The 26,102-nt window shown below is 68.4% G+C and carries 20 protein-coding genes and 2 pseudogenes; 12 read left to right on the forward strand and 10 right to left on the reverse strand.

Features of this window, described 5'->3' with window-relative positions:
- Positions 1-99: 99 nt before the first annotated feature.
- The 4 genes from U5K29_08650 (at position 100) to U5K29_08665 (ending at position 4,843) form a co-directional block, all read left to right on the forward strand.
- A complete protein-coding gene (locus U5K29_08650) occupies positions 100-1,341 on the forward strand; it encodes an acyl-CoA dehydrogenase family protein (protein MDZ7678610.1) in 1,242 nt (413 codons plus the stop codon).
- Positions 1,342-1,372: 31 nt separating this feature from the next.
- Complete coding sequence (locus U5K29_08655; protein ID MDZ7678611.1) at positions 1,373-2,911, forward strand: hypothetical protein; 1,539 nt, start codon at positions 1,373-1,375, stop codon at positions 2,909-2,911.
- Between the two features lie 93 nt (positions 2,912-3,004).
- A complete protein-coding gene (locus U5K29_08660) occupies positions 3,005-3,652 on the forward strand; it encodes a TetR family transcriptional regulator (GenBank protein ID MDZ7678612.1) in 648 nt (215 codons plus the stop codon).
- A 312-nt stretch (positions 3,653-3,964) separates the two neighbouring features.
- Entirely contained in the window at positions 3,965-4,843 is an 879-nt protein-coding gene (locus U5K29_08665; GenBank protein MDZ7678613.1) for an amidohydrolase family protein, read from the forward strand.
- A 79-nt stretch (positions 4,844-4,922) separates the two neighbouring features.
- Here the strand turns inward: U5K29_08665 and U5K29_08670 are convergent, their stop codons facing one another.
- From U5K29_08670 to U5K29_08700, 7 genes and pseudogenes are all read right to left on the reverse strand, one after another.
- Positions 4,923-6,437, reverse strand: coding sequence for a carboxyl transferase domain-containing protein (locus U5K29_08670; protein ID MDZ7678614.1), 1,515 nt, complete (start codon positions 6,435-6,437; stop codon positions 4,923-4,925).
- A gap of 101 nt (positions 6,438-6,538) precedes the next feature.
- Positions 6,539-7,735, reverse strand: a complete 1,197-nt coding sequence (locus U5K29_08675) for an amidohydrolase family protein (protein MDZ7678615.1) — start codon at positions 7,733-7,735, stop codon at positions 6,539-6,541.
- A 189-nt stretch (positions 7,736-7,924) separates the two neighbouring features.
- Positions 7,925-8,128 (reverse strand): hypothetical protein, encoded by a 204-nt coding sequence (locus tag U5K29_08680; protein MDZ7678616.1) that lies wholly within the window; start codon positions 8,126-8,128, stop codon positions 7,925-7,927.
- 343 nt (positions 8,129-8,471) lie between these two features.
- Positions 8,472-10,961 (reverse strand): dihydropteroate synthase, encoded by a 2,490-nt coding sequence (locus tag U5K29_08685; GenBank protein ID MDZ7678617.1) that lies wholly within the window; start codon positions 10,959-10,961, stop codon positions 8,472-8,474.
- Between the two features lie 121 nt (positions 10,962-11,082).
- A pseudogene (locus U5K29_08690) lies at positions 11,083-11,273 on the reverse strand (hypothetical protein).
- Positions 11,195-11,980, reverse strand: a pseudogene (locus U5K29_08695) (homocysteine S-methyltransferase family protein). The pseudogenes U5K29_08690 and U5K29_08695 overlap by 79 nt, the downstream one beginning before the upstream one ends.
- 24 nt (positions 11,981-12,004) lie before the next feature.
- Positions 12,005-13,738 carry a class I adenylate-forming enzyme family protein gene (locus tag U5K29_08700; GenBank protein MDZ7678618.1) on the reverse strand — a complete coding sequence of 578 codons (1,734 nt, stop codon included), beginning with the start codon at positions 13,736-13,738 and terminating at the stop codon, positions 12,005-12,007.
- Between the two features lie 156 nt (positions 13,739-13,894).
- Between U5K29_08700 and U5K29_08705 the strand changes: the two genes are divergently transcribed.
- The 3 genes from U5K29_08705 to U5K29_08715 all read left to right on the forward strand — a co-directional run bounded on the left by U5K29_08705 (position 13,895) and on the right by U5K29_08715 (position 16,519).
- Positions 13,895-14,440, forward strand: a complete 546-nt coding sequence (locus tag U5K29_08705) for a cob(I)yrinic acid a,c-diamide adenosyltransferase (GenBank protein MDZ7678619.1) — start codon at positions 13,895-13,897, stop codon at positions 14,438-14,440.
- 24 nt (positions 14,441-14,464) lie between these two features.
- Positions 14,465-15,931 carry a leucyl aminopeptidase gene (locus tag U5K29_08710; protein MDZ7678620.1) on the forward strand — a complete coding sequence of 489 codons (1,467 nt, stop codon included), beginning with the start codon at positions 14,465-14,467 and terminating at the stop codon, positions 15,929-15,931.
- A 90-nt stretch (positions 15,932-16,021) separates the two neighbouring features.
- Positions 16,022-16,519 (forward strand): hypothetical protein, encoded by a 498-nt coding sequence (locus U5K29_08715; protein ID MDZ7678621.1) that lies wholly within the window; start codon positions 16,022-16,024, stop codon positions 16,517-16,519.
- 35 nt (positions 16,520-16,554) lie between these two features.
- Here U5K29_08715 and U5K29_08720 read toward each other — a convergent pair whose 3' ends face one another.
- The 3 genes from U5K29_08720 to U5K29_08730 form a co-directional block, all read right to left on the reverse strand.
- On the reverse strand, positions 16,555-18,210 hold the full coding sequence (locus U5K29_08720; protein MDZ7678622.1) for a BTAD domain-containing putative transcriptional regulator: 1,656 nt from the start codon (positions 18,208-18,210) through the stop codon (positions 16,555-16,557).
- A gap of 38 nt (positions 18,211-18,248) precedes the next feature.
- On the reverse strand, positions 18,249-18,560 hold the full coding sequence (locus U5K29_08725; GenBank protein ID MDZ7678623.1) for a hypothetical protein: 312 nt from the start codon (positions 18,558-18,560) through the stop codon (positions 18,249-18,251).
- Positions 18,561-18,633: 73 nt separating this feature from the next.
- A complete protein-coding gene (locus tag U5K29_08730) occupies positions 18,634-19,245 on the reverse strand; it encodes a hypothetical protein (protein ID MDZ7678624.1) in 612 nt (203 codons plus the stop codon).
- Between the two features lie 394 nt (positions 19,246-19,639).
- Between U5K29_08730 and U5K29_08735 the strand changes: the two genes are divergently transcribed.
- The 5 genes from U5K29_08735 to U5K29_08755 all read left to right on the forward strand — a co-directional run bounded on the left by U5K29_08735 (position 19,640) and on the right by U5K29_08755 (position 26,084).
- Positions 19,640-19,957 carry an SDR family NAD(P)-dependent oxidoreductase gene (locus tag U5K29_08735; protein MDZ7678625.1) on the forward strand — a complete coding sequence of 106 codons (318 nt, stop codon included), beginning with the start codon at positions 19,640-19,642 and terminating at the stop codon, positions 19,955-19,957.
- Between the two features lie 63 nt (positions 19,958-20,020).
- On the forward strand, positions 20,021-20,800 hold the full coding sequence (locus U5K29_08740; GenBank protein MDZ7678626.1) for an NAD-dependent protein deacylase: 780 nt from the start codon (positions 20,021-20,023) through the stop codon (positions 20,798-20,800).
- Positions 20,801-20,904: 104 nt separating this feature from the next.
- A complete protein-coding gene (locus tag U5K29_08745) occupies positions 20,905-22,494 on the forward strand; it encodes a PAS domain-containing protein (GenBank protein ID MDZ7678627.1) in 1,590 nt (529 codons plus the stop codon).
- A 79-nt stretch (positions 22,495-22,573) separates the two neighbouring features.
- Entirely contained in the window at positions 22,574-24,178 is a 1,605-nt protein-coding gene (locus U5K29_08750; GenBank protein MDZ7678628.1) for an EAL domain-containing protein, read from the forward strand.
- 13 nt (positions 24,179-24,191) lie between these two features.
- A complete protein-coding gene (locus tag U5K29_08755) occupies positions 24,192-26,084 on the forward strand; it encodes a PAS domain-containing protein (GenBank protein ID MDZ7678629.1) in 1,893 nt (630 codons plus the stop codon).
- Positions 26,085-26,102: the final 18 nt, after the last annotated feature.

A 26,102-nucleotide genomic window follows, 5' to 3' on the forward strand; every position in this document is an offset into this window, starting at 1 on the left:
CGAGGAAGGGCGCACGACTCCCTCATCGGGGGGCGCAGCTCGCCAGCAATATGCCCAACTGTCGATCGAACCAGCGACGCAGGTCGCTTGGGGGGTGTCATGGACTTCAACGAGAATCCCGAGGAGGCCCGCTTTCGGGCCGAGGTGCGTGCCTGGCTCGAAGCGAACGCTCCAGAGCCGGAAGCTGAGGGATCGCTTACAGGAGGCTTGAGTGACGCCTTCTCCGACGACGAGGCCGAGCACGTCAAGCGGGCCAAGGATTGGCAGCGCACTCTGTACGACGCGGGTTGGGCGGGAATCACTTGGCCCAAGGAGTTCGGCGGCCGTGGGGGAAACCCGATCGAGGCCGCGATCTTTGCCGAGGAGGAGGCCAAGGTCGCTGCGCCTGCTGGCATCTTCGCCGTGGGGATCGGCATGGCTGGCCCGACCTTGATCTCCCACGGCACCGAGGCACAGAAGCAGCGATTCCTCGATCCCATGTTGCGCGGTGATGAGGTGTGGTGCCAGCTCTTCTCTGAACCGGGTGCCGGCTCGGACCTGGCGGGGCTCGCGACCCGTGCCGAGCGCGACGGAGACGAGTTCGTCGTGAACGGACAGAAGGTGTGGACCTCCGGGGCCCACTACAGCGACTGGGGCATCCTTCTCGCTCGCACCAATCCCGATGCTCCGAAGCATCGAGGCATCACCTACTTCGTCGTGGACATGAGCACCCCCGGCATCGAGGTGCGGCCCCTGCGTCAGATCACTGGAGCCGCGCACTTCAACGAGGTGTTCCTCACCGACGTGCGGGTTCCTGCTGGCCAGGTCATCGGCGAGGTCGACGACGGATGGCGCGTCACCATGACCACCCTGACCAACGAACGATCCCTGATCGGTGGAGGCGGTGGGGGCAATGATCTGTTCGCCGACCTCCACTCGACCGCCCAGCGGCGGGGGCGCACCAACGACCGTCTCGTGCGGCAGGAGCTCGCGCGGGCTTACACCCACCTGCGGATCATGTCCTACCTGGGGATGCGGGCTCGCACCGCGCTCAGCCAGGGTCTGCCCCCGGGTCCCGAGACCTCGGTCATGAAACTTGCCTACTCGGTCAACTCCGCCCGCTACGCCAATCTCGCCATGGCGATCCAGCAGAGCTGGGGCATGCTCGCGGAGGGCGATCAGGATGTCCAGCGCTGGCACGACTACTTCCTGGGTCACTGGGCCAGCCGCATCGGCGGTGGTACCGACCAGGTGCAACGGAACGTGATTGGTGAGCGCGTGCTCGGGCTCCCTGGTGACATCCGCGTCGACAAGGACCGGCCATTCCGTGAAGTCGCCAGATCGGCGAGCGGTACTCGCTGACAGCGGGCGACCGATCACAGATGGAGGGACCATGACCGAACATTCGCGCCGGCCGGTGTTGGTGGGTGCTTCCCAGTGGCTCGACCGCGACCCGGATCCCGAGCTGGCCCCTGCTCCGATCGATGTGCTCGAGCAGGTGGTGCGCGACGCCGCGAACGATGCCGGTCTCGCGGCGCTCGCGGCCGTCGACACCCTAGGACTCATCCCCCCGGCGGGGTGGGAGGCGCAGAACGCGCCAGGAGCCCTCGCCGCACGGCTGGGGATGGCTCCCTCCGAGTTGGTCGACACCGGCAACGGGGGGGAGGTCGGCGTGCGGGCCATCAACTGGATGGCCCAGCGGATCGTCAACGGTGAGTCCGACGTGGCGGTGCTCTGCGGGGCCAACAACATGCGGACCCTCGAGCTGGCCGCCCGCCGGGGGCTCACGATCGACTGGACCCACGACACCGAGGGCAGTCCGCACCTCTTCTCGCCACCGCGCTCCGACGCGGCGACCCAGATGGAGGCGATGTCGGGGATCAGGACCTCGGAGGCATCGATCGGCCTGTCCTTGCCGCCCCAGATGTACCCACTCTTCGAGAACGCGCTGGCGCATCACTTCGGGCGAGGCATCGACGAGCACATGAAGCTGGTGGGCGAGCTCTTCTCCCGTTTCACCCGCGTTGCTGCCGCCAATCCCTACGCCTGGTTTCCCATCGAGCGCAGCCCCGAGGAGCTGATCACCCCGAAGCCGTCGAACCGGATGGTGTCGTTCCCCTACACCAAGTACCTCAACGCCATTCTCAACACCGATCAGGCCGCGGCCCTGGTGATGGTCTCGGTCGAACGGGCCCGGGCCCTCGGGATCCCCGAGGAACGGTGGGTCCACTGGTGGGGCGGCAATCACGCCCAGGAAGAGGCCTACTACGTCAGCACTCGTCCCGACTTCTCGGCGTGCCCGTCGATGCTCGACAGCCACGCTGGTGCCCTCGCCAACGCAGAGGTCGACCTCGATGAGATCGACCTCTTCGACTTCTACTCGTGCTTCCCTTCGGCGGTCGAGATGGCCTGTCGCATGCTCGATCTGGAACTGGATGATCCGCGCAACTTCACCATCACTGGTGGGCTTCCCTATGCCGGTGGGCCAGGATCGGCCTACCCGCTGCACTCGCTGGCCACCATGCACCAGCGCCTGCGGGAGCGCCCTGACGCAAAGGCCCTCATCACCGGCAACGGGTTCTACCTGACCAAGCACGCGGCGAGCGTGTGGTCCGGCCTGCCATTCGAGGGTGGCCAACCGTCGAGCACGCGTTCGGGTCGCTTCGCACGCGGGTTCGAGCGGGCGCCGATGGAGCCGGTGACCCGCTCCGGCACGGGTGTGGTCGAGACGTTCACTGTGGTACACGCTCGTGATGGTGGGCCCGAGCGGGCCATCGCGCTCGGGCGCTTCGAGAATGATCGGAGCCGGTTCGTGGCGATCGGACCCGACGATGCCAGTCTCATGCGGTCGTTCGAGGACGATGGCCTCATCGGTCGTCGGGTTGCGCTGGAGGCTGGTGAAGGGCTGTGCCGCTTCTCTCCCCTGGATTGAAGGATCCGCCGAAGTAGCGGCCAGCTCAACTAAGTTTGGAACCGCCGCAGGATCGGGTACGAGTTCGGATCTGTCGGAAGGTGGAGAAGCAGCGTGCGCAATGACCTGGAAGTGGTGGATGGCCGAGCCGAGAACCCACCGCCTGATCCCGACAACCTGATCCCCAGTCAGCAGGCCCGTCGGCGCCGGATCGTCCAGGCGGCGCTCCACCTCCTCGAGGAGCGGCCCTACGAGAAGATCCAGATGCGCGATGTCGCCGACGAGGCGTCGGTGGCGCTCGGTACCGTCTATCGGTATTTCGCCTCCAAGGAGCACCTGTTCGCGGCGGTCCTGGTCGACTGGAGCGGCCAGCTCGGCGATCGGGTGAAGCGGCGGCCCTTGAGAGGTTCGAACCCAAAAGAGCGGCTGAGCGACATGATGAACCGTGTGCTGAGCTCGTTCGAGCGTTGGCCCCAGTTCTTCGGTGTGGTGATGCAGCTCCAGACGACCTCCGACATCTATGCTCAGATGGTCTACGCGGAGTTCGCCAAGCGCACCACCGGTACGTTCAGGGAGGCGCTCGAGGGACTTCATCCCGACGATGTCACTGCCGTGACGGAGGTCATCAACGCGGTGCTCGATGAGGTTGGACGCTTCTGGACCCTCGGCCAGCTGTCGATGACCGGGGCCCGAGAGCGGATGCAGCGGGCGATCGATCTGGTCCTCGGCCCGCCACCTCGGATGGTGCACGCACCAGACTGACCTCGGGTTCGCCGGGTTGCGGCCACGAGCTGAGCAAGTGTCTGAGACCTGGTGGCCTCGGCGCGCCAGTACAGAGCTCGGTTTCCGTATCGGAAGTCGGCTCGTCACTTTTGCTTGACCAGAACTAGAATCCGATGTAAGTTTTTGGAATCGGCTCTGGGCTTCGGGGCGAGGAGCCCCATTCCTCGGATGGGCAAGGGTCCAGGAGTCGAGGTGGATGCTCGCGCCGGGCCAGTTCGTGAACTTCGACGGATCGTTCGGCTCCAGTGCCGAGATCTGACAACCCAAGTGACATCAAGGAGGAATCACCGCATGGCCAAGCCGAGCGGGGTGGGGATCGTCGACACGATGATCGGGTTCCCTGCCGCTGACCCCAGCCAGCAATACGCGTTCATCACACAGCAGACCAAGGACCGTGAATCCAAGGAGAGCTTCAGCTTCCCTGCGCAGTACATGTTCAAAGACGTACCTCAGGACAAGCTGGATGGAGCAGACGATCCCATCGGCTACACCCTCGAGCAGATGGACCGGTGGGGGATCGAGAAGGGGCTCATCGGCGTCTCGACCGAGGACAGCACCGGCGGTGAGGCACTCAAGCGCTATCCGGACCGCTTCATCCCCTCGGCAAGCTGTGACCCGAACCAGGGGATGGAGGGGATCCGAGATCTGGTCCGCCTCCACGAGGAGTATGGGATACGGGCCATCGGGGCCTTCCCCGCCGGAACGTTTCCGCAGGTGCCGATCAACGACAAGAAGATGTACCCGATCTACGCCAAATGCGTGGAGTTGGGCATACCCATCTTCTGCTGCGCGGGGGTGCCCGGACCCCGTCTACGCATGGCGCCTCAGCACGTCGAGCTGATCGACGAGGTGATGTACGACTTCCCCGATCTGATCTTCGTGACCCGACACGGTTGCGAGCCGTGGCAGGACCTGGCTGTCAAGCTGATGCTCAAGTGGCCGGGGCTGCACTATTCGACCAGCGCCTTCGCCCCCAAGCACTACCCCAAGGCGATCATCGACTATGCCAACACGAGAGGCGCGGACAAGATCATCTACGCCGGGTACTTCCCCATGGGGCTCTCTCTGGAACGCATCACGACCGAGCTCGACGACGTGCCGTTCAAGGATGAGGTCTGGCCCAAGTTCCTGCGGGGCAACGCGCTGCGCGTGCTCGGAATTGAGGACTGAACCTCGACGAACCGAGCACCGGGGTGGACTCATTGCGGGGGGTCCGCCCCGGTGGCTGGTTGCGCTGGTCCACCTGTGCTCATGGGGTGATCGCGGTACGACGGAGCGGCTGGGTCGGCGCTTGCCTGCGGGCGAGTGCCAGGTCCAGGGCACCGAGCAGCGCGTTCCGCGTCTCCCGTGGATCGATCAGCTCGTCGAAGCCGAGACGGCTGGCCGAGGCGTAGGACGCCTCGAGCTCGGCTTGGCGGAGTGCCGTAGCTTGCTCGACCTCGGCACCCATCGCCCGCCCGCTGGCAGCTGCGCTCATCGCGCCCAGCGTCGCACCGGGGAAGGCGAACGAGGCGGTCTGGCCTTCAAAGGCTCCCATCGCCATCACCATGGAGCCGAAGCCGTAGGCCTTGCGGAAGGTCACGTGCAGTTTGATGGTGTCCGCCAGCGTCTGCGCGGCGTACATCCGCGCTCCGCTTCGCAGGATCCCCTCTCGTTCGGAGCGAGACCCGGGGAGCATCCCAGGGTTGTCTGAAAGGAACACGATCGGCAGGTGGAAGGCGTCGGCCACCGAGATGAAGTGGGCGGCCTTGTCGGCCGCGTCGCTGTCGAGTGCTCCCGCGAGGATCAGCGGTTGGTTTGCGACCACCGCGACGGGGTGGCCCCCGAGGTGCGCCAGGGCGCAGATCAAAGAGTCGCCGAACCCTGCCTGCACCTCCATCCACGACTGGCCGTCGAAGACCGCTTCAATCGCCCGCTTCATGTCATAGGCGCTTCGGTTGTCGCGCGGGATGATCTGCAGCAGCTCCGGAAGCTCTCGTTCCTCGGTGTCGCCAGTATCCGAGTCGGGTGGATAGGACCAAGCGCTCGAGGGGAAGTAGGCGAGGTATTGGGCGATGATGTCGAGGACGTCGAAATCGTCATTGGCGAGTGCATGGATCAGACCGCTCGGGATGGCGACCGATGGACCACCGAGGTCGAGCTTGTCGATCTGCTCGCCGGTGGCCTCGAGCACCACCGGCGGCCCAGCGGTGAAGATGGAGGCCTGCTGGGTCATGATGGTGAAGTCCGACATGGGCGCGACCAAGGCTCCATGTCCTGCGGAGGCACCCATCACGGCAGTGATGACGGGGACCTTGCCCGAGCACTGCGCTTGCATCACGAGGTCGGTGGGCGAACGTCCGTGACCCGCGTCCGTGGGTCGGAACCCGGCGCCCTCGAGCATCATGATCAGCGGCACTCGTTCCTGCACGGCCAGCTCAGCGATGCGGTACCGCTTTGCATTGCTGCCCCCAGCGATGGTGCCCGCCAGTGTGGTGAAGTCTTCGGCTCCCACCATGACAGGCCGAGCGTCGATCGTGCCGGTTCCTGCCACGAACCCGTCGGCGGGCACGTCGCCACCGACGAGGGTTCCGATCTCTCGAAAGGTGCCGGGGTCGAGCAGTTCGCACACGCGGGCCCGGGCGTCGAGCTTGCCGGCTGCATGGTGGCGCTCGAGCCGTTCTGGGCCGCCCATGGCCCGAGCCGCCGACCGACGCCGGTCGAGGTCCTCGAGAGACTCCTCCCAGCCATGCGACGATGTGGGCTGGTCGTTCGAGGTCGCCATGTTTCCTTCAGAGTTCGCTGGCTGCACCTGATTCATCCTCGGGTTCAGAGGTGAGTGGGGGAAGCGATCACCCCTGAACCCGAGGCGAAGGGGACGTCGTGTCAGACGGGACGCCGTTGGGACAACGCGATCCCGTTGTCGCGCATGATCATCTGACACTCGTCTTCTGGGAAGCTGAAGTTCCGCAGATCCTTGATGTAGGAAGAGGGTTCAGCCAGGCCCTCGGCATGGGGATAGTCCGACCCCATGAGGATGCGTTCGGAACCGATCAGGTCGCGGAGCCGGTCGAGCTGGTCCTCGTAGAACGGCGACACCGAGACGTGACGCTTGAAGGTCTCGCGCGGATCCTCCGGATAAGCCTGAGGGGTTTGCCCGTATGACTTGGTGAGCTTCTCGTACAGGTGGAAGACCCAGTCCGATCCGGTCTCGATCGAGGCGATCCGCAGGTTCGGGAACCGCTCGAACAGGCCCTGGGCCAGGTAGTTGGCCATGGTGTCCTGGATGGCGTTGCTCGACACCAGCGACCGGAACGGGTTCTGCCGGAAGGCCTCCATCTCCCGTGTCTCGCCCCAATCTCGGATGTAGCTGCTGTACCAGCTGTCGCCACCGTGTAGGACCACCGTGACGCCCGAGTCGTTGAGCAGCTGCCAGAGGCGGTCGTACTCGGGTCCGGCCGGGGACCTGCCACCGGCAGGGGTCATGGCAGGCCCGGGCAGCATCAGGACGAAGCGGGCATCTTGTTCGAGCGCCCACTCGAGCTCGGCGACCGCGGCCTCAGGGTCGACGAGGGTGAGCAGCGGGGCGGCGAAGATGCGCTCCTGGTAGGCGAAGCCCCAGTCCTCGTCCATCCAACGGTTGAAAGCCCGGAACGCTGCAACCAGGGCCTCGGGGTCGTGGAGCAGGGGTTGCTCCATGCCCACACCGAGAGTGGGGAGGAAGATCGCTCCCTGCATGCCCTGTTCGTCCATCAACCGGAGCCTGGCCTCGCGATCGCGGTACTCGGGATGGTCTTCCATTCGATCGAGCTCGCCGAAGAGCTCACGGGTGTCGGAGCCCTTGGGATTGCGGCCCCGGAAGTACTCATCCAGCGCGCCCGGTTTGGAGATCGGGTCGAACGTGGGATTGGGGATGAAGCGGTTGACCTTCTCGGCGACGAGAAGACGAGTCTTGCCATCGCTCTCGGCCCATTGCATCGTGCGCTTCTTGAACTCGGGCTCGATGTGCCGGGTGAAGGCGTCGAGCGGCTCGTAGAAGTGGTTGTCGCAGTCGAAGTACTCAAAGTCCACGTGGGTAGCCATGGCCGTCCTCTTTCATGTCGCGGGGTGCGTTCACGTTGGGAACCGGTCTGGTTCCCGTGCCCCGACCCAACAGAATCAGATTCTAGTCACCTCGTCCGGTGTGTGGCAAGGGCCGTCCTTCTACTTGCTGAAACTAGGATCTCGTCCTTGGGGAGTGCCTCTCCCCATCACGCGTCGGCGGCCGTGCCCTCAGCCACTGGACAGGGCCTGCATGATCACCACCTCGTCGACGCCGTCGGCTCGACAGGTCGCGGCAGCGTTCGTCGCCGAAAAGATCGACATGTGCGGTCGGAGTCGACCCTGCTCGTCGACCATCCGGAACCGGATCCCCGGGTACCGGCGGTCGAGATCGGTCAGCAGCTCGTCGCGGCGCCACACCTCGGTGCCGTCCATGGGAAACACCCATGCGGTGTCGGGGTCGCGGGGTGCACCTCGATGGGGAACTCGATGTCGCCGAACTCTCCGGGGCGCGTTCTCGCCGATGCGGGATCCAGGCGTCCGACGACCGGTCGAGCCGGTAGATGCCGCAGTGGTTCTGCTGGTAGAGACGGTCGGGCATTGCCGGGTGCAGCCGAACGGTGTTGGGGAACATCGGGTCGGTACTGGTCACGTGTCGCGGTCGGCGTCACCCGACAGCAACCATGCGCCCTTGCGGGTGCCGACCAGCAGGATGGGTGAGGTGTCGTCCATGGCTGTTGAGACCTCCCCCGAGCCGGGAACTCATCGCCGAGTGACGTTACCTGGCGATGAAGTACTTGGCCCGGGGGTGGTGGAAGATGACCGCGGACGTGGTCTGCTCGGGCTGGTACTGGTAGCCGGTCTCGGCGCTGACCTCGATGCCGAGGCGGTCGGCGCCCAACAGCTCGGCCACCGCCATGTTGTCCTCGAGGTCAGGGCACGCGGGGTAGCCCCACGAGTAGCGGCCACCTCGGTACTGCTGGCGGAACAGGCCCTGGAGGGTGGGACCGTCCTCGTCGGCGAAGCCCCACTCCTCGCGGATGCGGCGGTGCCACAGCTCGGCGAGGGCCTCGGCCATCTCGACCCCGAGTCCGTGCACCAGCAGGTACTCCTGGTACTCGTTGGCCTCGAACAGCTCGGCGGTGCGCTCCGAGACCGCCTCGCCCATGGTCACGATGTGGAACGCCACGTAGTCGGTCTCGCCGGAGTCGATCGGCCGCACCATGTCGGCGATGCACAGCCACGGCTCGGTCTGCTGACGGGGATAGGAGAACCGCACCCACTCGCTGGTGCGCGACTCGTCCTTCCAGATCACGAGGTCGTTGCCGTCGCCGTTGGCCGCGAAGTAGCCGTAGACGACCTGGGGGACGAGGATGCCGTCGGCCTTGGCCGCGGCCAGCTGCTCGCGCAGCACCGGGCGGATGCTGGCCTTGAACTCGTCGTCGGACTCGCCGCCTTGGGGACGGAACTGCCACTGGTTGCGGAACAGCGCCGTCTCGTTGATGTAGGTGGCGATGTCGTCGATGGCGATGCCCTTGATGACCTTGGACCCGAGGAACGGTGGTGTGAAGATCGGGTTGTCGGTGGCGACCTCGGGGGAGCGGGCGGGGATGGTCGAAGGGTCGATCTCGGTCTTCTCGCGCTTGGGCAGCACCCTGGAGGGCGGCTCGTGTCCGAACTCGGGATCGTCGAGTCCGCCCTTGCGGATCTCGAGGAGGCGGTCCATCACCCGCAGGCCCTCGAAGGCGTCCTTGCCGTAGAAGAGGCGACCGTCGTACACACCTCGCAGGTCGCTCTCGACGTAGGTGCGGGTCAGCGCGGCGCCACCGAGCAGCACGGGGATCTCGGCCAGGCCGCGCTGGTTCAGCTCCTCCAGGTTGTCGCGCATGATGAGGGTGCTCTTGACCAGCAGCCCGCTCATGCCGATGGCGTCGGCCATGATGTCTTGTGCGGTGGACACCATGTCGCCGATGGCCACCTTGGTGCCGAGGTTGTGCACCTCGTAGCCGTTGTTGGTGAGGATGATGTCGACCAGGTTCTTGCCGATGTCGTGGACGTCGCCCGAGACGGTGGCCAGCACGATGCGGCCCTTGCCGGAATCGTCCTCGCGCTTTTCCATGTGGGGTTCGAGGTGGGCCACCGCGGCCTTCATGGTCTCGGCGGACTTGAGCACGAACGGAAGCTGCATCTCGCCGGAGCCGAACAGCTCGCCGACGACCTTCATGCCCTCGAGGAGCACGTCGTTGACGATGGCGAGCGCTGTCATGCCCGAGGCGAGGGCCTCGTCGAGCTCCTCGGTGAGGCCGGTGCGTTCGCCGTCGATGATCCGCTGCTTCAGCCGCTGGTCGACGGGCCAGCCGGACCGGTCCTCCTTCTCGACCGCGGCGGCCGACACATTCTCGAACGCGGCCATGAGCGCCTCGAGCGGGTCGTAGTCGGCGGTGCGACGGTCATAGATCAGGTCGAGGCAGACATCGATCTGTTCCTGGGGGATCTTGTTGAGCGGCATGATGCGGGCCGCGTGGACGATGGCGGCGTCGAGCCCCGCCTCCTGGCACTCGTGCAGGTAGACCGAGTTGAGCACGTGGCGGGCGGCGGGCTTGAGCCCGAACGAGATGTTGGACAACCCGAGCACCGTGTGGACGCCCGGCAGTTCGGACTTGATGAGGCGGATGCCCTCGAGGGTCTCGAGGCCGTCCTTGCGACTCTCCTCGATGCCGGTGGCGAGGGTGAGTGCCAGCGGGTCGAACATGAGGTCGCTGGGGGCGATGCCGTAGCGCTCGGTGGCGAGGTCGTAGATCGAGCGGGCGGCCCGCAGCTTCCAGTCGCGGTCGCGGGCCTGGCCCTCCTCGTCGATGCAGGTGCACACCACCGCCGCCCCGTACTCCTTGGCCAGCTCGAGGAACCGGGCGAGTCGGGTGCCGGGCTCGGCACCGTCTTCGAGGTTGACCGAGTTGAGGATGGGCTTGCCGCCGATCCACTTCAGGGCGGCCTCGACCACCGGCGGCTCGGTGGAGTCGACCATGATCGGCACGGTGGACTGGGTGGCGAACCGGCTGGCGATCTCGTCCATGTCGACCACGCCGTCGCGCCCCACGTAGTCGACGCAGACGTCGATGACGTGGCTGCCCTCCTTCACCTGCTCGACCGCCATGGCGACCGTGGTGTCCCAGTCGGCATCGAGCAGCGCCTCGCGGAACTTCTTCGAACCGTTGGCGTTGGTGCGCTCGCCCACGACGAGGAACGACGGCGACTGGTCGTAGGGCATGTGGGTGTAGATGGAGGCCAGGCCCGGGTCGTCGACGGGGTCGCGAGGCGCGGGCTCGAGCCCGCGGACGCGCTCGACCACCGCCCGCAGGTGCTCGGGGGTGGTGCCGCAGCACCCGCCGACGATGTTGACCCCCAGCTCGGAGATGAACCAGGCGTGGTGCTCGGCGAGCTGGTCGGGGTGAGGTCGTAGTGCATCTCGCCGTCGACGACCGAGGGCATGCCGGCGTTGGGGAGCACCGAGATGGGACGGACGCTGTGCTGGGACAGGTGGCGTAGGTGCTCGTTCATCTCGGCGGGGCCGGTGGCGCAGTTGATGCCGATGACGTCGACGTCCATGGCGTCGAGGGTCGTGAGCGCGGCGCCGATCTCGGTGCCGACCAGCATGCGACCGGTCGCTTCGATGGTGACCTGGACCTGCAGCGGCACCTCGACGCCGGTGGCGGCCATGGCCCGTCGGGCGGCGATGATGGCGGCCTTGGCGCCGAGCAGGTCGTACTGGGTCTCGATCAACAAGACGTCGACGCCACCTTCGAGCAGCCCCCGGCACTGGATCTCGTAGGCGTCGCGGAGCTCGGCGAAGGGGATGTGGCCGAGGGTGGGCATCTTGGTGCCCGGACCGATGGAGCCGGCCACGAACCGGGGGTGATCGGGGGTGGAGTGGCGGTCGGCCACCTCCCGAGCGATGCGGGCGGCGGCGATGTTGATCTCGTGGGCCTGATCGCCGGCGTCGTACTCGGCGAGGGGGATGGCGAAGGCCCCGAAGGTTGCGGTCTCGACCACGTCGACCCCGACGGCGAAGTAGTCGTCGTGCATCTTGGCCACCAGGTCGGGGCGGGTGAGCACCAGCATCTCGTTGCAGCCCTCGAGCGCCTCGCCGCCGAAGTCGTCGGCGGTGAGCGCCTGGGCTTGCATGTAGGTGCCGAACCCGCCGTCGTAGACGAGTACCCGTTCGCGTGCGACGTCAAGGAATCCCATTGGCGTCAGGGTAACTGGCGTTTCCGGAGGCCCCGCACGCATTGGCTCGCCGGCCCGGATGGTCGCTCAGCTCTTCTGGGCGCGCTCCTCGGCCTCGAGCTCGTGCTTCAATACCTTGCCGGTCTCGGTGTAGGGCAGCGAGTCTCGGAACTCGACGTGGGCTGGCACCTTGAACGCAGCGAGGCCCTCGGCCACCCACTGCTTCACGTCGTTGGCTGCCATCGAAGCGCCGTCGCGCAACAGGACGAAGGCTTTGACCTCCTGGCCGAGTTCGACGTGGTCGACACCGATCACCGCGGCGTCGTCGATGTCAGGGTGCTCGACGAGCCGGTTCTCGATCTCGATGGGGTAGATGTTCTCCCCACCCCGCAGGATCATGTCTCGCATGCGGCTCTCGAGATACAGCAATCCCTTCTCGATCCGTCCGTAGTCGCCGCTGGCATACCAGCCTTCGCCGTCCATGCAGGCTCGGGTGGCCTCGCCGTTGTCCCAGTATCCGAGGAACACGGGGGTGCCTCGTAGGTGGATCTCGCCTACCGCACCCTCGGGAAGAGGATTGCTGAGGCCGTCGCGGATCTCGATCTCCATCGTCGGATTGGCCGGACCGACCGAGTCTGGGTGCTGGATCATCAGCTCTCCGCCGATGCGGGTGCCGGCCCCCACGGTCTCGCTCATTCCGTAGCCGTTGCCGAGGGTGGCCCAGGGCATCTTCTCCTGGAACTCCCGGACCAGCTCTGGGGGGAAGACCGCTCCTCCGCCGCCCGCGTTGGTGACACAGGTGAGGTCGTGCTCTTCGAGCTCTGGGTCATGCAGGATGCGCCACCACTGGGTGGGCACGCCCGACCAGGTGGTGATGCGGTGCTTCGCTGTGAGGCGGATGTGCTCGGTGGAGCTCCAGCGCCCTGGCGGGGGGAACACGCTCTTGACGCCCATCCCAGCTGCGGTCATGAGCATGCCGAGCATCCCCGACACGTGGAACATGGGGCTGGCGAGGATCGACGCGGGAGGGGTGGCGGGCTGGTCGTCGGAAGGGGATGGGTTGCGCATCATCTCCACTGCTCCGCTCAGCATGTTCATCCAGCCGAAGTGGACGATGTTGCGGTGCGAGAGGGTGGCGCCCTTGGGTCGCCCGGTGGTGCCGCTGGTGAAGAGGATCACCGCAGGGTCGTCGGGGTCGGCGTCGTTCACCGGGTCTACGTCGGCGGCATCGAGGGCTTCGGCGGCGGCGTGGGCCGCGGTCAACAGCACGGTAGGGACCTCGGAGATCTCGGTCTCGCCAGCGAGTCGCTCGAGGCGGCGCTCGTCGCCGAGCACCACCTTCGGTGACGTGAGCTGGATGCCATAGACGATCTCCGGGCCGGTCCACCAGCCGTTGAGACTGGTGATGATCGCGCCGAGGGAGAGCGTGGCGAGCATCACGAAGCCGTACTCCGGCGAGTTGGCGGCCACGATGCCGACCCGATCGCCGTGACTGACGCCGTGCTCCCGGGCGAGGTAGCGGGCCATGGCGTCGACCTCGTCTCGCACTTCGGTCGCGGTCCACGAGCGACCGGTCGCGGCGTCGACCAGCATGGGTGCATCGGGTTGGCGGGCGACGGTTGTCTCGAAGAGCTGACGAAGCGTGCGGGGCGCGTTCGGGAACACGGTGCGCCCGTATCCAGCGACGACTTGCTGGGCCATCTCGAAGGGCGCACCGGGGCCCATCAGACCCGCGCGTGCCTGCTCAGGCAGGTCGTCGGGTACACGCCACTCGAGGCGTGCTGGTGAGGTCGCCGTCTCCTGGGCGGTGTCGGTGGTCATCGGGCCCCCTCTGTGTGCGGATGTGGTGGCGCGAACGCGGGCGGGTCGCTGCCGGATGGCTCTTCGAGCTGAGACTATAACCAGATTCTGGTATTGGCAATTGGGATCGTCGATCGTGCGTCCGGGGCGAAACCGTGGCCGGTAGCCTCGACGCTCGTGAAGATCTACACGAAAGCCGGCGATGACGGCACCACCGGGCTCCTCTACGGGGGCCGGGTGCGCAAGGACTCCGAGCTGCCCGCCGCCTACGGCACCGTCGACGAGGCCCAGGCGGTGCTCGGCGTCGCCCGCGCCCAGGTCGAACCCGACAGCGAGCTCGACCAGATGCTGGTGCGGCTCGGGCGCGATCTGTACGTGCTCATGGCCGAGGTGGCCACCGCCCCTGCGAACCACCACAAGCTCACTGACGGCACCACTCGGGTCACCGCCGAGATGGTGCACGCCCTCGAGGTGCGGATCGACGACATCTCCGACCGCTTCGAGATGCCGACCGAGTTCGTCATCCCCGGTGGGAACGTCGTCGCCGCCCAGCTCGATCTGGCCCGCACCGTCGTGCGGCGGGCCGAGCGGGTCACCATGTCGGCCTGCGCCGACGATTCGCAGGTCGTGCCGTACCTGAACCGGCTCTCCGACCTGTTGTGGGCCATGGCCCGCTGGCAGGAGGGCGAGTCGCTCACCAGCCGGTCCACGCTCGACCCCTGACACCCTGGAAAGGAATTTGCCTTCGTGACCATCACCTTCACCCATGCCCGGTCTCGTCCCCGCCGCATCGATGCGCTCGGGGTCGGTGTCCACGAGGGGGCGTTCGAGACCCTCGCCGAGGCTGGGGTCGATGTCCCGGCGAGCTACCTCGAGGCGAGGGGCTTCACGGGCGGACGTGGCCAGTCGACGGTCGTGCCCGGCCCCGACGGCAGGACCCTGGTGCTGCTCGGGCTGGGTCCCTCTGGCGAGATGGACACCGAGGCGGCACGTGCGGCGGGGGCGGCCCTCGCCAGGGCGGCGAGCCGCCACGAGTCGGCGGCGATCGACATCCTGGGCGGGGTCGACGACGATGCGCTGCGGGTCGCCACCGCCCAGGCGGTGGTCGAGGGTGTCGCCCTGGCCAGCTACCGCTTCCGGTCCTATCAGGCTGCGCCGGCTCCCTCCGCGCTCACCAAGGTCGCCGTCGTTGGCCTCGGCGGAAAGAAGGTCAGCGACGCGGTGGCCAGGGGAGCGGCGATCGCCGAGGCGGTGTGCTGGGCCCGCGACCTGGTCAACGAACCGGGGGGAACGATGACCCCGGTCGAGATGGCCAAGGCGGCACGGGCCATGGCCCGGCGCGAGAAGCTGAAGATCTCGGTGATGGACGAGCGGGCGATCGCCGACGCGAAGCTGGGTGGACTGCTCGGCGTCAACCGGGGTTCCGAGCAGCGGCCGCGGTTCATCACCCTCACCTACACGCCCACGGGCACGGCGCGGGGCACCGTGGCCCTGGTCGGCAAGGGCATCACCTTCGACTCCGGCGGGCTCTCGATCAAGACCGCTGACGGCATGTCGACCATGAAGGACGACATGGCAGGAGCGGCCGCGGTGCTCGGCACCTTCGCCGCCATCAACGCCGTGGCCCCTCAGGTCGAGGTGGTGGGCTACCTGCCGCTCACCGACAACATGACCGGCCCCGATGCCACGCGGCCCGGTGACGTGCTCACCATCCGCAACGGAACCACCGTCGAGGTCCTCAACACCGACGCCGAGGGCCGCCTGGTGCTGGCCGACGCGCTGTGCCTGGCCTCGGAAGCCGACCCGGACGCCATCGTCGACGTCGCCACGCTCACCGGGGCCCAGATGGTTGCGTTGGGGAAAGGGATCGCCGGGTTGATGGGCAACCACGACGGGTGGGTCGCCCAGGTCGAGGCGGCGAGCGCACGCACCGGCGAACGAGTGTGGTCGCTGCCGCTTCCCGACGACTACCGGCCCCAGCTCGACTCCACGGTGGCCGACCTGAAGAACATCGGCGCCGGACGCTACGGCGGCGCGCTCGTCGCGGGTCTGTTCCTGCGTGAGTTCGTGGGCGAGGGCATCCCGTGGGCACACGTCGACATCGCCGGTCCGGCGTTCGGCGACGACGACAAGGGTGAGCTGACCCCGGGCGGCACCGGCTTCGGGGTGCGCCTGCTCCTCGACCTGCTCGACAGCTTCGAACCCGTCAACTAGCTCGATCGCCAGGGATACGGGACGTTCGGCCCTGTCGGCATGCGGTGTGCAATGCTGAGATGGGGGTCACAACATGAGTCGAGGAGACAGATGATGTACACGGAGCCCCACGCCGATCGATCCGACAGCCATCGTGGCCCCGATCACGACCTGGAGCACCGGGTGATCTCGATGCTGAAGTCGCACGGTCCCCGTGAGGGCGAGGCGCTCGCGAGCTATGCGCGCCTGGCGGAGGAGACCGAGGACGGTGGGCACGCCTACCTGATGCGACTGATCCTCGAGGACGAGCGGCGCCACCACCGCACGATCGATGAGATGCTCAACACGGTGCAGAGCTTCGTGTGGGATGTCGACGTCGAGCCGAGCGTTCCCAGCGCCGCCCGGTACCCCGATCGCCGAATCCATCAGGAGACCAAGCGCCTCCTCGCCTTCGAACGGGAGGACGCGAAGGAGCTCCGTCAGCTCAAGAAGGCGCTGCAGCAGGACAAGACATGGCCGTTCCTGGCCCTGTTGGTCGATCTGATGATCCAGGACACCAAGAAGCACATCGAGATCCTCAAGTTCGTCCAGAAGCTGACCAAGCCATAGGCCCTCTGGCCTGGGGCGAGGTGGCCCCCATGAGGTCAGGGTGAGGTTCGGGTCGCGTCGTAGCGCCGGCGTTCGGAGGCGGCCAGGCTTGCCGCCCCGATGCGTTCGAGCACCGTGACCAGACTCGTGTGGGTGGCGTGGTCGAGGGGGTCGCTCTCGATGAGGCGCTGGAGTGCGTCGGCGGCCACCAGATCGTCGCCGGCGGCGAGCGCTTGGTCGGCCAGCGCCTTGAGCACCCGAAGCTGGGTGAAGGTCACCTCGCTCTGCAGCGCCGACGCCCACTCGGCGTAGGGCTCGTCGGGCAGCGCCGGCCCGCGGTGGGCGGCTGCGGCGTCCGCCAGCAGATCGGCGGCGTCGGCCCGATCGGTGGCGTGGGCGGTGAGGGCCTCGTGGGCGAGGCCGAGGTAGCGCTCGGCGTCGACGTCGACGCGGTCGAGTCGCAGCCACACCACCGAGCGGTCGGCGGCGATGAACGCCCCCGGTGGGAGCGACCGGTCGGGGTCGACGGTCCGTCGCACGGTAGAAAGGGCGACCGACAGCCGGTTTCCCAACGCCTCGGGCTCGACACCGGCCCAGAGCAGGTCCATGAGCACCTCCCGATGGATCGGGGTACCCCGGCGGGCGACGAGGATCTTCAACAGCTCCCGCGCCTTGCGGGACGACCACTTCGCCACCCGCCCGTCGGCCGAGGCCACCTCGAAGGTGCCGAGTACCGAGATCGTGGGGCGCTGCGGGGGCGGGGAAGGAGCCCCCCGGGAGGATGGGCGCCCGACCTCGGTCATGAGGTGCTCGGCCCGTTCGAGGAACTGGGTGAGCCCGAGCTCGTCGGCGTCGGCCCGGGCCTCGGCGACCAGATCGGCGATCCGGTGATCGTCGGCCCTTCCGGTCTCCAGCAGTGCCGCTGCCAGCTCGAGTTTGGCTTCGACGAGCCGGGGACGCGAGCCGATGCGGGCGCTGACCTCGATCGCGTGGGCGAGGTGGGACAGCGCTTCCTCGGTGTGGCCGAGGCGCAGGGCCAGCAGGCCCAGGGGGCGCGCGACCGGTCCCCACACCGCGGCGCCGAGGGCCATGGTCACGAGCCAGTGCATCCCGTCGGGCACGGTGCCGAGGTCGCCGATCGCTGCCAGCGCCTCGCGTGCGGCGTCGAATCGACCGTCGCTCGACCGGAGGGAGGCGAGCACGGCCGCCCACATCGCCTCGTCGGGATTGGCCCGAGCCTGGTCCTCATACACCTGTTCGAGCTCGAGCACTCGGCCCTGGAGCCAGCGGATCGCGCCCAGCTGACCGCCGAACACCCGTGGGGCGTAGGGCTCGCCGTGGTCGATGGCCAGGGCCAGGTACCGCTCGGCGACCTCTTCGGCGCGGTCGGCGTCGCCCGCGAGGAGGGCACGACTGCAGGCGAGCCACAGCGCGAACCGGGCGTGGTTGCGGTCGACGAGGTGACCCGCGGCCTCGGGCGACTCGGTGATGCCGGCGTCGAGGCCGCGGATGTCGCCGCGTTCGAGCAGGGCGTTGAGCAGCAGGAATCGCCCCTGGACCGCCAGGGTCGGATCGCCGGCGCGCCGGGCGAGCACCAGGATCTCGCGTGCGGTCGCGGTGCGGCGGGCCAGGGTACGGGGGCCGAGGTCTGTCGCCTGTTGAGCGATGAGGGCGTAGCCGAGTGCGACCGGATCGCCGAGGCGTCGTGCCATGTCGACGGCCTGGGTCGCCAGCCGCCGGCTCTCTCCGGTCAGGGTCGAGGTGTCCAACCGGGCCGACAGGTCGGCCAGCAGTCGGGCCCGCAGCGCGCTGTCGCCCGGGGGCAGCCGGTCGAGGGCCTCCTGGCACCGTTCGGCGGGGGTCCCGTGGACATCGCCCCGAAAGTAGTGGTCTCCTGCACGCAGTCGGCGACGTCGTCGGGAGCGTGCACGTGGTCGCGCACGACGGTGTGCAGCAGCCCCATGTGGCTGGTGACGAGTCGGGCGAAGGCGTCGCGGTCTCCGTCGCGAGCGGCGAGGACATCGGCGGTGCTCGAGGCGATGGTGTCGGTTCGGTCGACCATGGGCCCATGGTCGACCGGGCGTTGAAAGCATCCTTAAAGGCACACGAGCCGGGCAGGCGAGCCAGGCCTGGGCTCAGGCGGCATCGCCCTGGTCGTGGCGCTCGACCGCCCACCGCAGGGCGTCGTGGGCCATGGCGGGGTGGAACCGGCACTGGTGGAGCCGGTGCTCGATGGTGTCGAGCGCCTCGCCGCTCGCGAGCAGCCCGAGGGCGAGACGGCGGGCACGTTGCTGGGCTTCGGCGGGTGAGCCCGACGACATGGTGCTGGCCTGCCAGGCCGCGTGCTCTGCTTGGAGCGACTCCGGGAGGCGGGCGAGCTGGCCCAGGTTGAGCGGTGGGACGCGGCGGCGGACGTCGAAGGTGTCGTGGTGCAGGCGGGCGAGTCCGAACTTGGTGGAGCGCGCCAGGGCCCGCATGAAGGGTGAGTTGCGCCCGCCCCTGGCGGCCAGACCCAACCCGCAAGCGGTCTCGGCGAGGTCGAGCTCGAAGCCGTCGGGGTCGATGTCGAACCCGGCAGCGACGCGGCGCAGGAGGAAGGTGGTCGAGGGGCCGAGCACGCTCAGCCAGTAGCGCTCGACGTAGTGCGAGCGGAGATCGAACCCCAGCTCGTCGACGACGGGATCGGTCCAGGGCCTGACCTGCAGGGTCGGGGTGTCGAAGGGCTGGGCGTTGGCGGGAACGGGCACGGCGGGCCTCCTGAGGCGTTACGGGACAGGTCGGGGAGAAAGCGTCGGTATGTTTCAGTGTCTTTCATGTACTCACCTGTGTCAAGGGAGTCGGTGGCACCCCGCCCGGCGTGTGGCCGCGGGGCCCGGTGATGGGATCGCCCCCACCCGCCCGGCGCTCGATCCGGTCTGGGACACCCTGGCCGAGGCCGACGTCCCCTTCGTCCTCCACGTACGACGGGCTGTTCGACCGGTTCCCCAAGTTGCGGGGCGCCAGCATCGAGCAGGGCGCGGGCTGGGTCGTCTCGTGGATGCGCCACCTCGACTACGGCCAGCGCGCCTTCCGCCGCACCGAGGAGCCCCTGCAGCGCCTCGAGCACGCGCCGAGTCCCGCAACCGCTTCTACTACGCCAACATGGCCGAGCTGCTCGGCCGCGGGCACGCCCCGGTCATGGTCGGGCAGGGCGACGGCCAGGTCCTGGTGTTCACCAGCGCTACCGGAGCCAGACCGACCCCGGGCGCCCCGCTCTACTCGTCGGCTCGAGCCGGGGCCAACATGTTGGTGCGCAACGTCGCCGCCGAGGTCGCCGACCGCAACGTGCAGGTCAACGCGGTCGGCACCAACTTCATCGACTTCCCGGCGTTCCTGCGTGCGAGCCGGGCCGAAGACCCCGACGGCCGCAGCCGGTTCGCGACCGGCCAGTTCGTGGCCTTCGCCGGCGGGTGGGCCTGAAGGGGCTCCCATCGCCCGGAGCCCCACCGGGATGCGGAGCCGCTCGTCGCTAGGCTTGCGGGCATGAGCGACCTCGTCCCCGACACCGATGCGGTCGAGCGGGCCCGCCGGATCCTGAGCGGGGCCACCTCGGTGACGGTGCTCACCGGCGCCGGAATCTCCACCGACAGCGGCATCCCCGACTTCCGCGGCCCGCAGGGCGTGTGGACCAAGAACCCCGAGGCCGAGAAGCTGGCCACGTTGCAGCACTACCTCTCCGACCCCGACGTGCGCCGGCGGGCGTGGCGTTCGCGGCTCGAGAACCGCTCCTTCGGCGCCGAGCCCAATGCCGGGCACCTCGCGCTCGCCGACCTCGAGGCCCAGGGCCGGTTGCACACCCTCATCACCCAGAACGTCGACGGGCTGCACCAGAAGGCGGGCAACAGCGCCGACCGCGTGGTGGAGATCCACGGGACCCTGCACGAGGTGATGTGTTTGTCCTGCGACGAGCGGGCACCCATGCAGCGTGCGCTCGACCGGGTGCGTGCGGGTGAGGACGATCCCGAGTGCCGAAGCTGTGGCGGCATCCTCAAGTCGGCCACGGTCAGCTTCGGTCAGTCGCTCGACCAGCGGGCGCTGGCCAGGGCCGAGGTCGCGGCCCAGGAGTGCGAGGTGATGCTGGCCGTGGGCAGCACCCTGACCGTGTATCCCATCGCCGAGGTCGTCCCCGTCGCCAAGTCGGCCGGGGCCGAGGTCGTGATCGTGAACGGCTCCGAGACCGCCTTCGACCAGGTGGCAGACGCTGCGATCCGGGGCTCGATCAGCGAGGTGCTCCCCACCATCGTCGGCCGCGGGGCAGGCTGAGCGACGTTTGTGACATCGGCCACGTCCCGGCGGCGCCTGCCGCTAGCCTTGCCGGTGAGACGAATGGTGCTGTTCCGTTCGCACTCGTGCCAGCAGGAGGCTCGATGACCATCCACGATCCCGACGAGCTTGCCCCGGCAGTCGACGGCGAACGGTTCCGGCTCCTGTGCAACGCCACCAACGACGCGCTGTGGGACTGGGACCTGGTCGGTGGCGACCTGTGGTGGAGCGAGGGGATGTCGACCACCTTCGGCTACCCGCTCGACGAGCTGGAGCCCACGATCGACGCGTGGGTGGAGTTGATCCACCCCGACGACGTCGACCGGGTCGTCGCCGAGCTGGACCGAGCCGTGCGCGTCGACTCGCCCTGGTCCTGCGAGTACCGCATGCTGCACCGTGACGGCACGGTGATTTGGGTGCACGATCGCGGCACCGTCGTTCGCGACGACGCGGGCGCGCCGGTGCGCATGGTCGGTGGCATCACCGACATCACAGCCAAGCGTCGGGTCGAGGACCGTGAGCTTCGGGCCCAGCGCCTCGAAGGGCTCGGGAGCCTCGCCAGCGGCATCGCCCACAACCTGGGAAACGTGCTGACCCCCATCCTGTTGTTGGCCGACCAGCTCGAGCCCGAGCTCGACGGGTCGAATCGACAGGCGGTGGCCCAGATCCGCACCAGCACCCAGTTGGCCACCCGGATGTGCCGGCAGATCCTGACCTTCGCTCGGGGCGGCGGCGGTCGGCGCGAGCAGGTCGAGGTCGGTCCCCTGGTCGACTCGGTCCTGTCGATGGTGCGCGAGACGTTTCCGGCGACCATCCGCATCGACGTCGCGACCGCCGTCGAGCAGGTCAACGTGGTCGGTGACCACACCCAGCTCCAGCAGGTCCTGTTGAACCTGTTCGTCAACGCACGCGATGCCATGCCCGACGGCGGTTGGCTGAGCGTGGCGTCCGAGGTGGTCGAGGTGTCGCAGCACGTGCGTTCACCGGCGGCGCCACCCGACGATGCCGAGCACGAGGGACCCTACGTGCGGGTCCGCGTCGCCGACACCGGCACCGGCATCGATCCCCAGCACGTCGACGAGCTGTTCGATCCGTTCTTCACCACCAAGCCGCCGGGGGAGGGGACCGGACTCGGTCTTCCCACCTCGCTGGCGGTCGTCCAGGCCCACGGTGGCTTCATCGATGTCGACACCTCGGCCGAGGGCACCGTGTTCGACGTCTTCCTGCCGGTCGCGATCGTCGATGAGCACCCGCTTGTCGATGGCGCCGATGGCGTGGTCGTCGACGGCCGCTCGAACGGTCGGCCCCCGTCGCCGACCCGGGCCGAGGGCGGTGTGGCCACGGTGCTCGTCGTCGAGGACGAGGCCATGGTGGCCCGCCTGGTGTGTCGGGTCGTCGAGGGGGCGGGATACGAGGTGCTGATGGCGAGCGACGGTGACGAGGCCCTCGAGCTGCTCGGTGCGAACTCGGTCGATGCGGTGCTCACCGACCTCAACGTCCCCGGCACCTCGGGCGAGGCGTTGCTCGACGCCATGCGTGGTCGTGACGAGCACCTTCCCATCGTGGTGGCCAGCGGTGGGATCGGCGCCGACGGGATGGACGGGGCGGGCGACCGCCACGGAGTCACCTGGTTGCCGAAGCCGTTCAGCAACGATGCGCTGCTGCACGCCGTCCACGGGGCGTTGGACGGCTAGCCGTGTCCGCGCTCCGCCGTGGGCGACGGGGTATGTTGTCGGCGCTGCGCCGTCAGAACCCCCTCTGCAAGGACCGCGCGTGAACTCAGTCGACGAACCGACGATCCTCGTCGTCGACGACGACCCCGCGATTCGGCGCATGTTCGTTCGCGCGCTCGAACGGCGTGGATTCGAGGTCATGGAGGCCGACACCGGCCAGACGGCGCTCGAGACGATCGACCGTCACGACATCGATGTCGTCCTGCTCGACGACGGGCTCCCCGACCTGTCGGGCACGACGGTGCTGGCCCGGCTCCGTGCGGTGCCAGACACCGCGACGCTGCCGGTCCTGCTCGTCACCGGCCACTCCGACCCCGACCGCCGCGTGTCGGGGCTCGAAGCGGGCGCCGACGACTTCATCGCCAAGCCGGTCGACCTCGACGAGCTGGTGGCGCGGGTGCAGTCCCACCTGCGGGGGCGCGATGCGTGGCGCTCGCACGTCGAGGAGTCGTTGCACGAGCGGGCCCGGCTGGCCGGGTCGATCGCCGGCATCGGTGCCGGCGGCTCACCGTCGCACATCGCGACCGAGGTGGCGAGCATGCTGGTGCGCCTTCCGGGCGTCAGCGCGGCGACGGTCCTCAGCATGGCGCCCGGCGGCTCGGCACGGTTCCTGGCCGGCCTCGACCACAACGGGGTTGCGGTGCGCCAGCCGGGGCAGCCGGTCGAGCCACGGGCTGCGGCCGAGCTGGCGCAGGTGCTGGCCGGCGGGGCCGGGTTCCTCGACGGGGAGTCCGGCTGCGACCTGGTCGGCGAGACTCCCGGTGCTGCGGTGGTGGCGGGGCTCACCGGCGCCTCCGGGACGACCAGCGCGGCGCTGGCGCTGGGCACCGACCCCGGTCGCGACCGCACCGAGGATCTGCGGGGGATCCTCAGCTCGGCGATCGATCTGGCGCCGGTGGTCGAACGGGTGCTCATGCCCAGCCTCGAGTCCGGCGACACCGCGGCGGCGCTGGCTGAGCTTCAGAGCGTGATCACCGAGGTCGCCTTCCACCCCGTCTACCAGCCCATCGTCGATCTCACCTCGGGCGAGGTGCGTGGGTACGAGGCGCTCACCCGCTTCGCCGACGGTGCCCGTCCCGACCTCCGCTTCGCCGAGGCCATCCGTGTCGGGCTCGGCATCGAGCTCGAGCTGGCCACACTGCACGCCGCGGTCTCGGAGGCCTCCCGGTTGGCACCCGGTCGCTACCTGTCGGTGAACGTGTCGGCCGAGCTGCTCACCCGCCACGACCTCACCTCGGTGGTCCGTCTGGCGGGCGAGCGGCCCCTGGTGCTCGAGGTGACCGAGCACGAGCGTGTCGACGACTACGAGTTGGTGCGCGAGGCCGTGGCGAACCTGGGCCCGGGGGTTCGGATGTCGGTCGACGACGCCGGTTCGGGCTGGGCCAGCCTCCGCCACGTGCTGGCGCTGCGACCCCACTTCGTCAAGGTAGACCGCGGGTGGATCAGCGCCATCCACACCGACCCCGCCCGTCAGGCGCTGCTGCTGGGCATCGCCGGGTTCGCCGAGAGCTTCGGCGGCCACGTCGTGGCCGAGGGCATCGAGACCGCCGACGAGCTCGACACCTTGCGGGCCATGGGCATCAACCTGGGTCAGGGGTACCACCTGGGCCGCCCGGCACCGATCGGTCAGCACGTCGATGGGTGAGTGGCCTGCCGTCGTGGCCGAGGTCTTCCGGCAGCTCGGCGACACCGCCAACGACGGCGTGATGATCCTCGAGCCTCGCGTCGACGACGCCGGGAGCATCGACGAGCTCCTCATCCGCTATCTCAACCCGTCGGGTGCCCGCACGATCGGGTTCGGTGACGAGTCGCAGTGGCGGGACCGGGGCCTGGTCGAGGTCATTCCCGAGAACCGCGCCTCGGGCCTGCTCGACTGGTACATCGACGTGTTCCACGCGGGCGACGACCGGGTGCAGACCGTCGAGTTCACCTCGGAGTCGCCCCAGTTCGGCGGCACGTATGCGCTGCGGGCCAACCGGGTGGGCGACCACCTGGCGGTGCGCTTTCGCGACATCACCGAACAGCTCGCGCTGGAGGCGGCCGAGCAGCGCGCCCGCCGGCGCCTCGAGGCCACGCTCGAGTCGATCAGCGACGCCTTCTTCGTGCTCGACCACGACTGGCGCTTCGCCTATGTCAACGACGAGGCCTGTCGGGTGCTCGGCCACGAGCGCGAGGAGCTGCTGGACCGGGTGGTGTGGGAGGCGTTCCCCGCCGCGATCGGATCCGAGTTCGAGACCAACTACCGGCGGGTGGCCGACGAGCAGGTGCCGGTCACCTTCGACACCTACTACCCGGAACCGCTCGACACCTGGTACGCGGTGCGGGCCTATCCCAGCGACGAGGGCGTCACCGTCTTCTTCCAGGACATCGGCCCCCAGCGCAAGCTCCAGGAGCGCCTGTCGCAGGCCCAACGGGTCGAGAGTGTTGCGACCCTCGCCGGCGGCATCGCCCACGACTTCAACAACCTGCTCACCGTCATCGCCGGTCACTGCGCGCTGCTGGCAGACGATCTGGGTGACGACCATCCCAACCGGGTCGACGTCGAGGCCATCCGCGATGCGGGGGAGCGCGCGGGCGAGCTCACCCGTCAGCTCCTCACCTTCTCGCGCCGCCAGATCATCCGGCCGCGGGTGGTCGACCTCAACGAGCTGATCGGTTCGCTCGAGCCCCTCATCCGTCGGGTGCTGCCCGACGAGGTCGAGCTGGCGATGTCGTGGCGCCCCGAGCCGGTCCTGGTGGAAGCCGACCGGGCCGAGTTCCACCAGGCCCTCACCGGGGTGGTCGCCAACGCCGTCGAGGCCATGCCCGGTGGTGGGCACCTCGTCGTCGAGATCGCCGCCGCCGAGCTCGCCGAGTCCTACACCGACCAGGTGCCCGACCTCGGGCCCGGGTGGTTCGGGGTGGTGTCGGTCTCCGACGACGGCATCGGCATGGATCCCGAGGTGCTGGCCCGGTCGGTCGAGCCGTTCTTCACCACCAAACCGCCCGGTGTCGGCACCGGTCTTGGTCTGGCGTCGGTCCACGGCATGGTCATGCAGGTCGGTGGGCACGTGTCGCTCTACAGCGAACCGGGGGTCGGGACCACCGTGCGGATCTACCTTCCGCTCTCCGAGCATGTTGTGCCCGACCCGGCGCTGATCGACGACGGCGACCACGCAGAAGGGATCGGCGGCGACGAGGCGGTGCTGGTCGTCGACGACAACGACAGCGTGCGGGCCTTCACCGCCCGGGTGCTCCGCGAACACGGCTACCGGGTGCAGACCGCCGCGGACATGGACGAGGCCCTCGAGGTGTTGCGTGCCGGCGACGAACCGGTCCGGTTGCTGGTGACCGATGTGGTGATGCCCGGCGGGAGCGGCCACGACCTGGCCGTGGCTGCCGACGAGATGATGCCGGGCCTGGCGGTGCTGTACGTGTCGGGCTACACCGAGAACTCGGTGATCCGCCACGGGGTCCCGACCGCCGAGGTCGAGTTCCTGGCCAAGCCCTTCGCCCCCGCGGAGCTGGCCCGGCGTGTGCGCCGCATCCTCGACCGGGTTTCCGATTCCTGACTTGTTCGGTAGGCTTTG

This window comes from Acidimicrobiales bacterium, assembly GCA_034521975.1.
GTDB lineage: Bacteria > Actinomycetota > Acidimicrobiia > Acidimicrobiales > SKKL01 > SKKL01.

Excerpts from the sequence above, each read along its gene's own strand:
- U5K29_08650 (MDZ7678610.1), top strand. The coding sequence starts at position 100 with ATGGACTTCAACGAGAATCCCGAGGAGGCCCGCTTTCGGGCCGAGGTG.
- U5K29_08655 (MDZ7678611.1), top strand. The coding sequence starts at position 1,373 with ATGACCGAACATTCGCGCCGGCCGGTGTTGGTGGGTGCTTCCCAGTGG.
- U5K29_08665 (MDZ7678613.1), top strand. The coding sequence starts at position 3,965 with ATGGCCAAGCCGAGCGGGGTGGGGATCGTCGACACGATGATCGGGTTC.
- U5K29_08670 (MDZ7678614.1), bottom strand. The coding sequence starts at position 6,437 with ATGGCGACCTCGAACGACCAGCCCACATCGTCGCATGGCTGGGAGGAG.
- U5K29_08675 (MDZ7678615.1), bottom strand. The coding sequence starts at position 7,735 with ATGGCTACCCACGTGGACTTTGAGTACTTCGACTGCGACAACCACTTC.
- U5K29_08680 (MDZ7678616.1), bottom strand. The coding sequence starts at position 8,128 with ATGGACGGCACCGAGGTGTGGCGCCGCGACGAGCTGCTGACCGATCTC.
- U5K29_08685 (MDZ7678617.1), bottom strand. The coding sequence starts at position 10,961 with ATGCCCTACGACCAGTCGCCGTCGTTCCTCGTCGTGGGCGAGCGCACC.
- U5K29_08700 (MDZ7678618.1), bottom strand. The coding sequence starts at position 13,738 with ATGACCACCGACACCGCCCAGGAGACGGCGACCTCACCAGCACGCCTC.
- U5K29_08715 (MDZ7678621.1), top strand. The coding sequence starts at position 16,022 with ATGATGTACACGGAGCCCCACGCCGATCGATCCGACAGCCATCGTGGC.
- U5K29_08720 (MDZ7678622.1), bottom strand. The coding sequence starts at position 18,210 with ATGGCACGACGCCTCGGCGATCCGGTCGCACTCGGCTACGCCCTCATC.
- U5K29_08725 (MDZ7678623.1), bottom strand. The coding sequence starts at position 18,560 with ATGGTCGACCGAACCGACACCATCGCCTCGAGCACCGCCGATGTCCTC.
- U5K29_08735 (MDZ7678625.1), top strand. The coding sequence starts at position 19,640 with ATGGCCGAGCTGCTCGGCCGCGGGCACGCCCCGGTCATGGTCGGGCAG.
- U5K29_08740 (MDZ7678626.1), top strand. The coding sequence starts at position 20,021 with ATGAGCGACCTCGTCCCCGACACCGATGCGGTCGAGCGGGCCCGCCGG.
- U5K29_08745 (MDZ7678627.1), top strand. The coding sequence starts at position 20,905 with ATGACCATCCACGATCCCGACGAGCTTGCCCCGGCAGTCGACGGCGAA.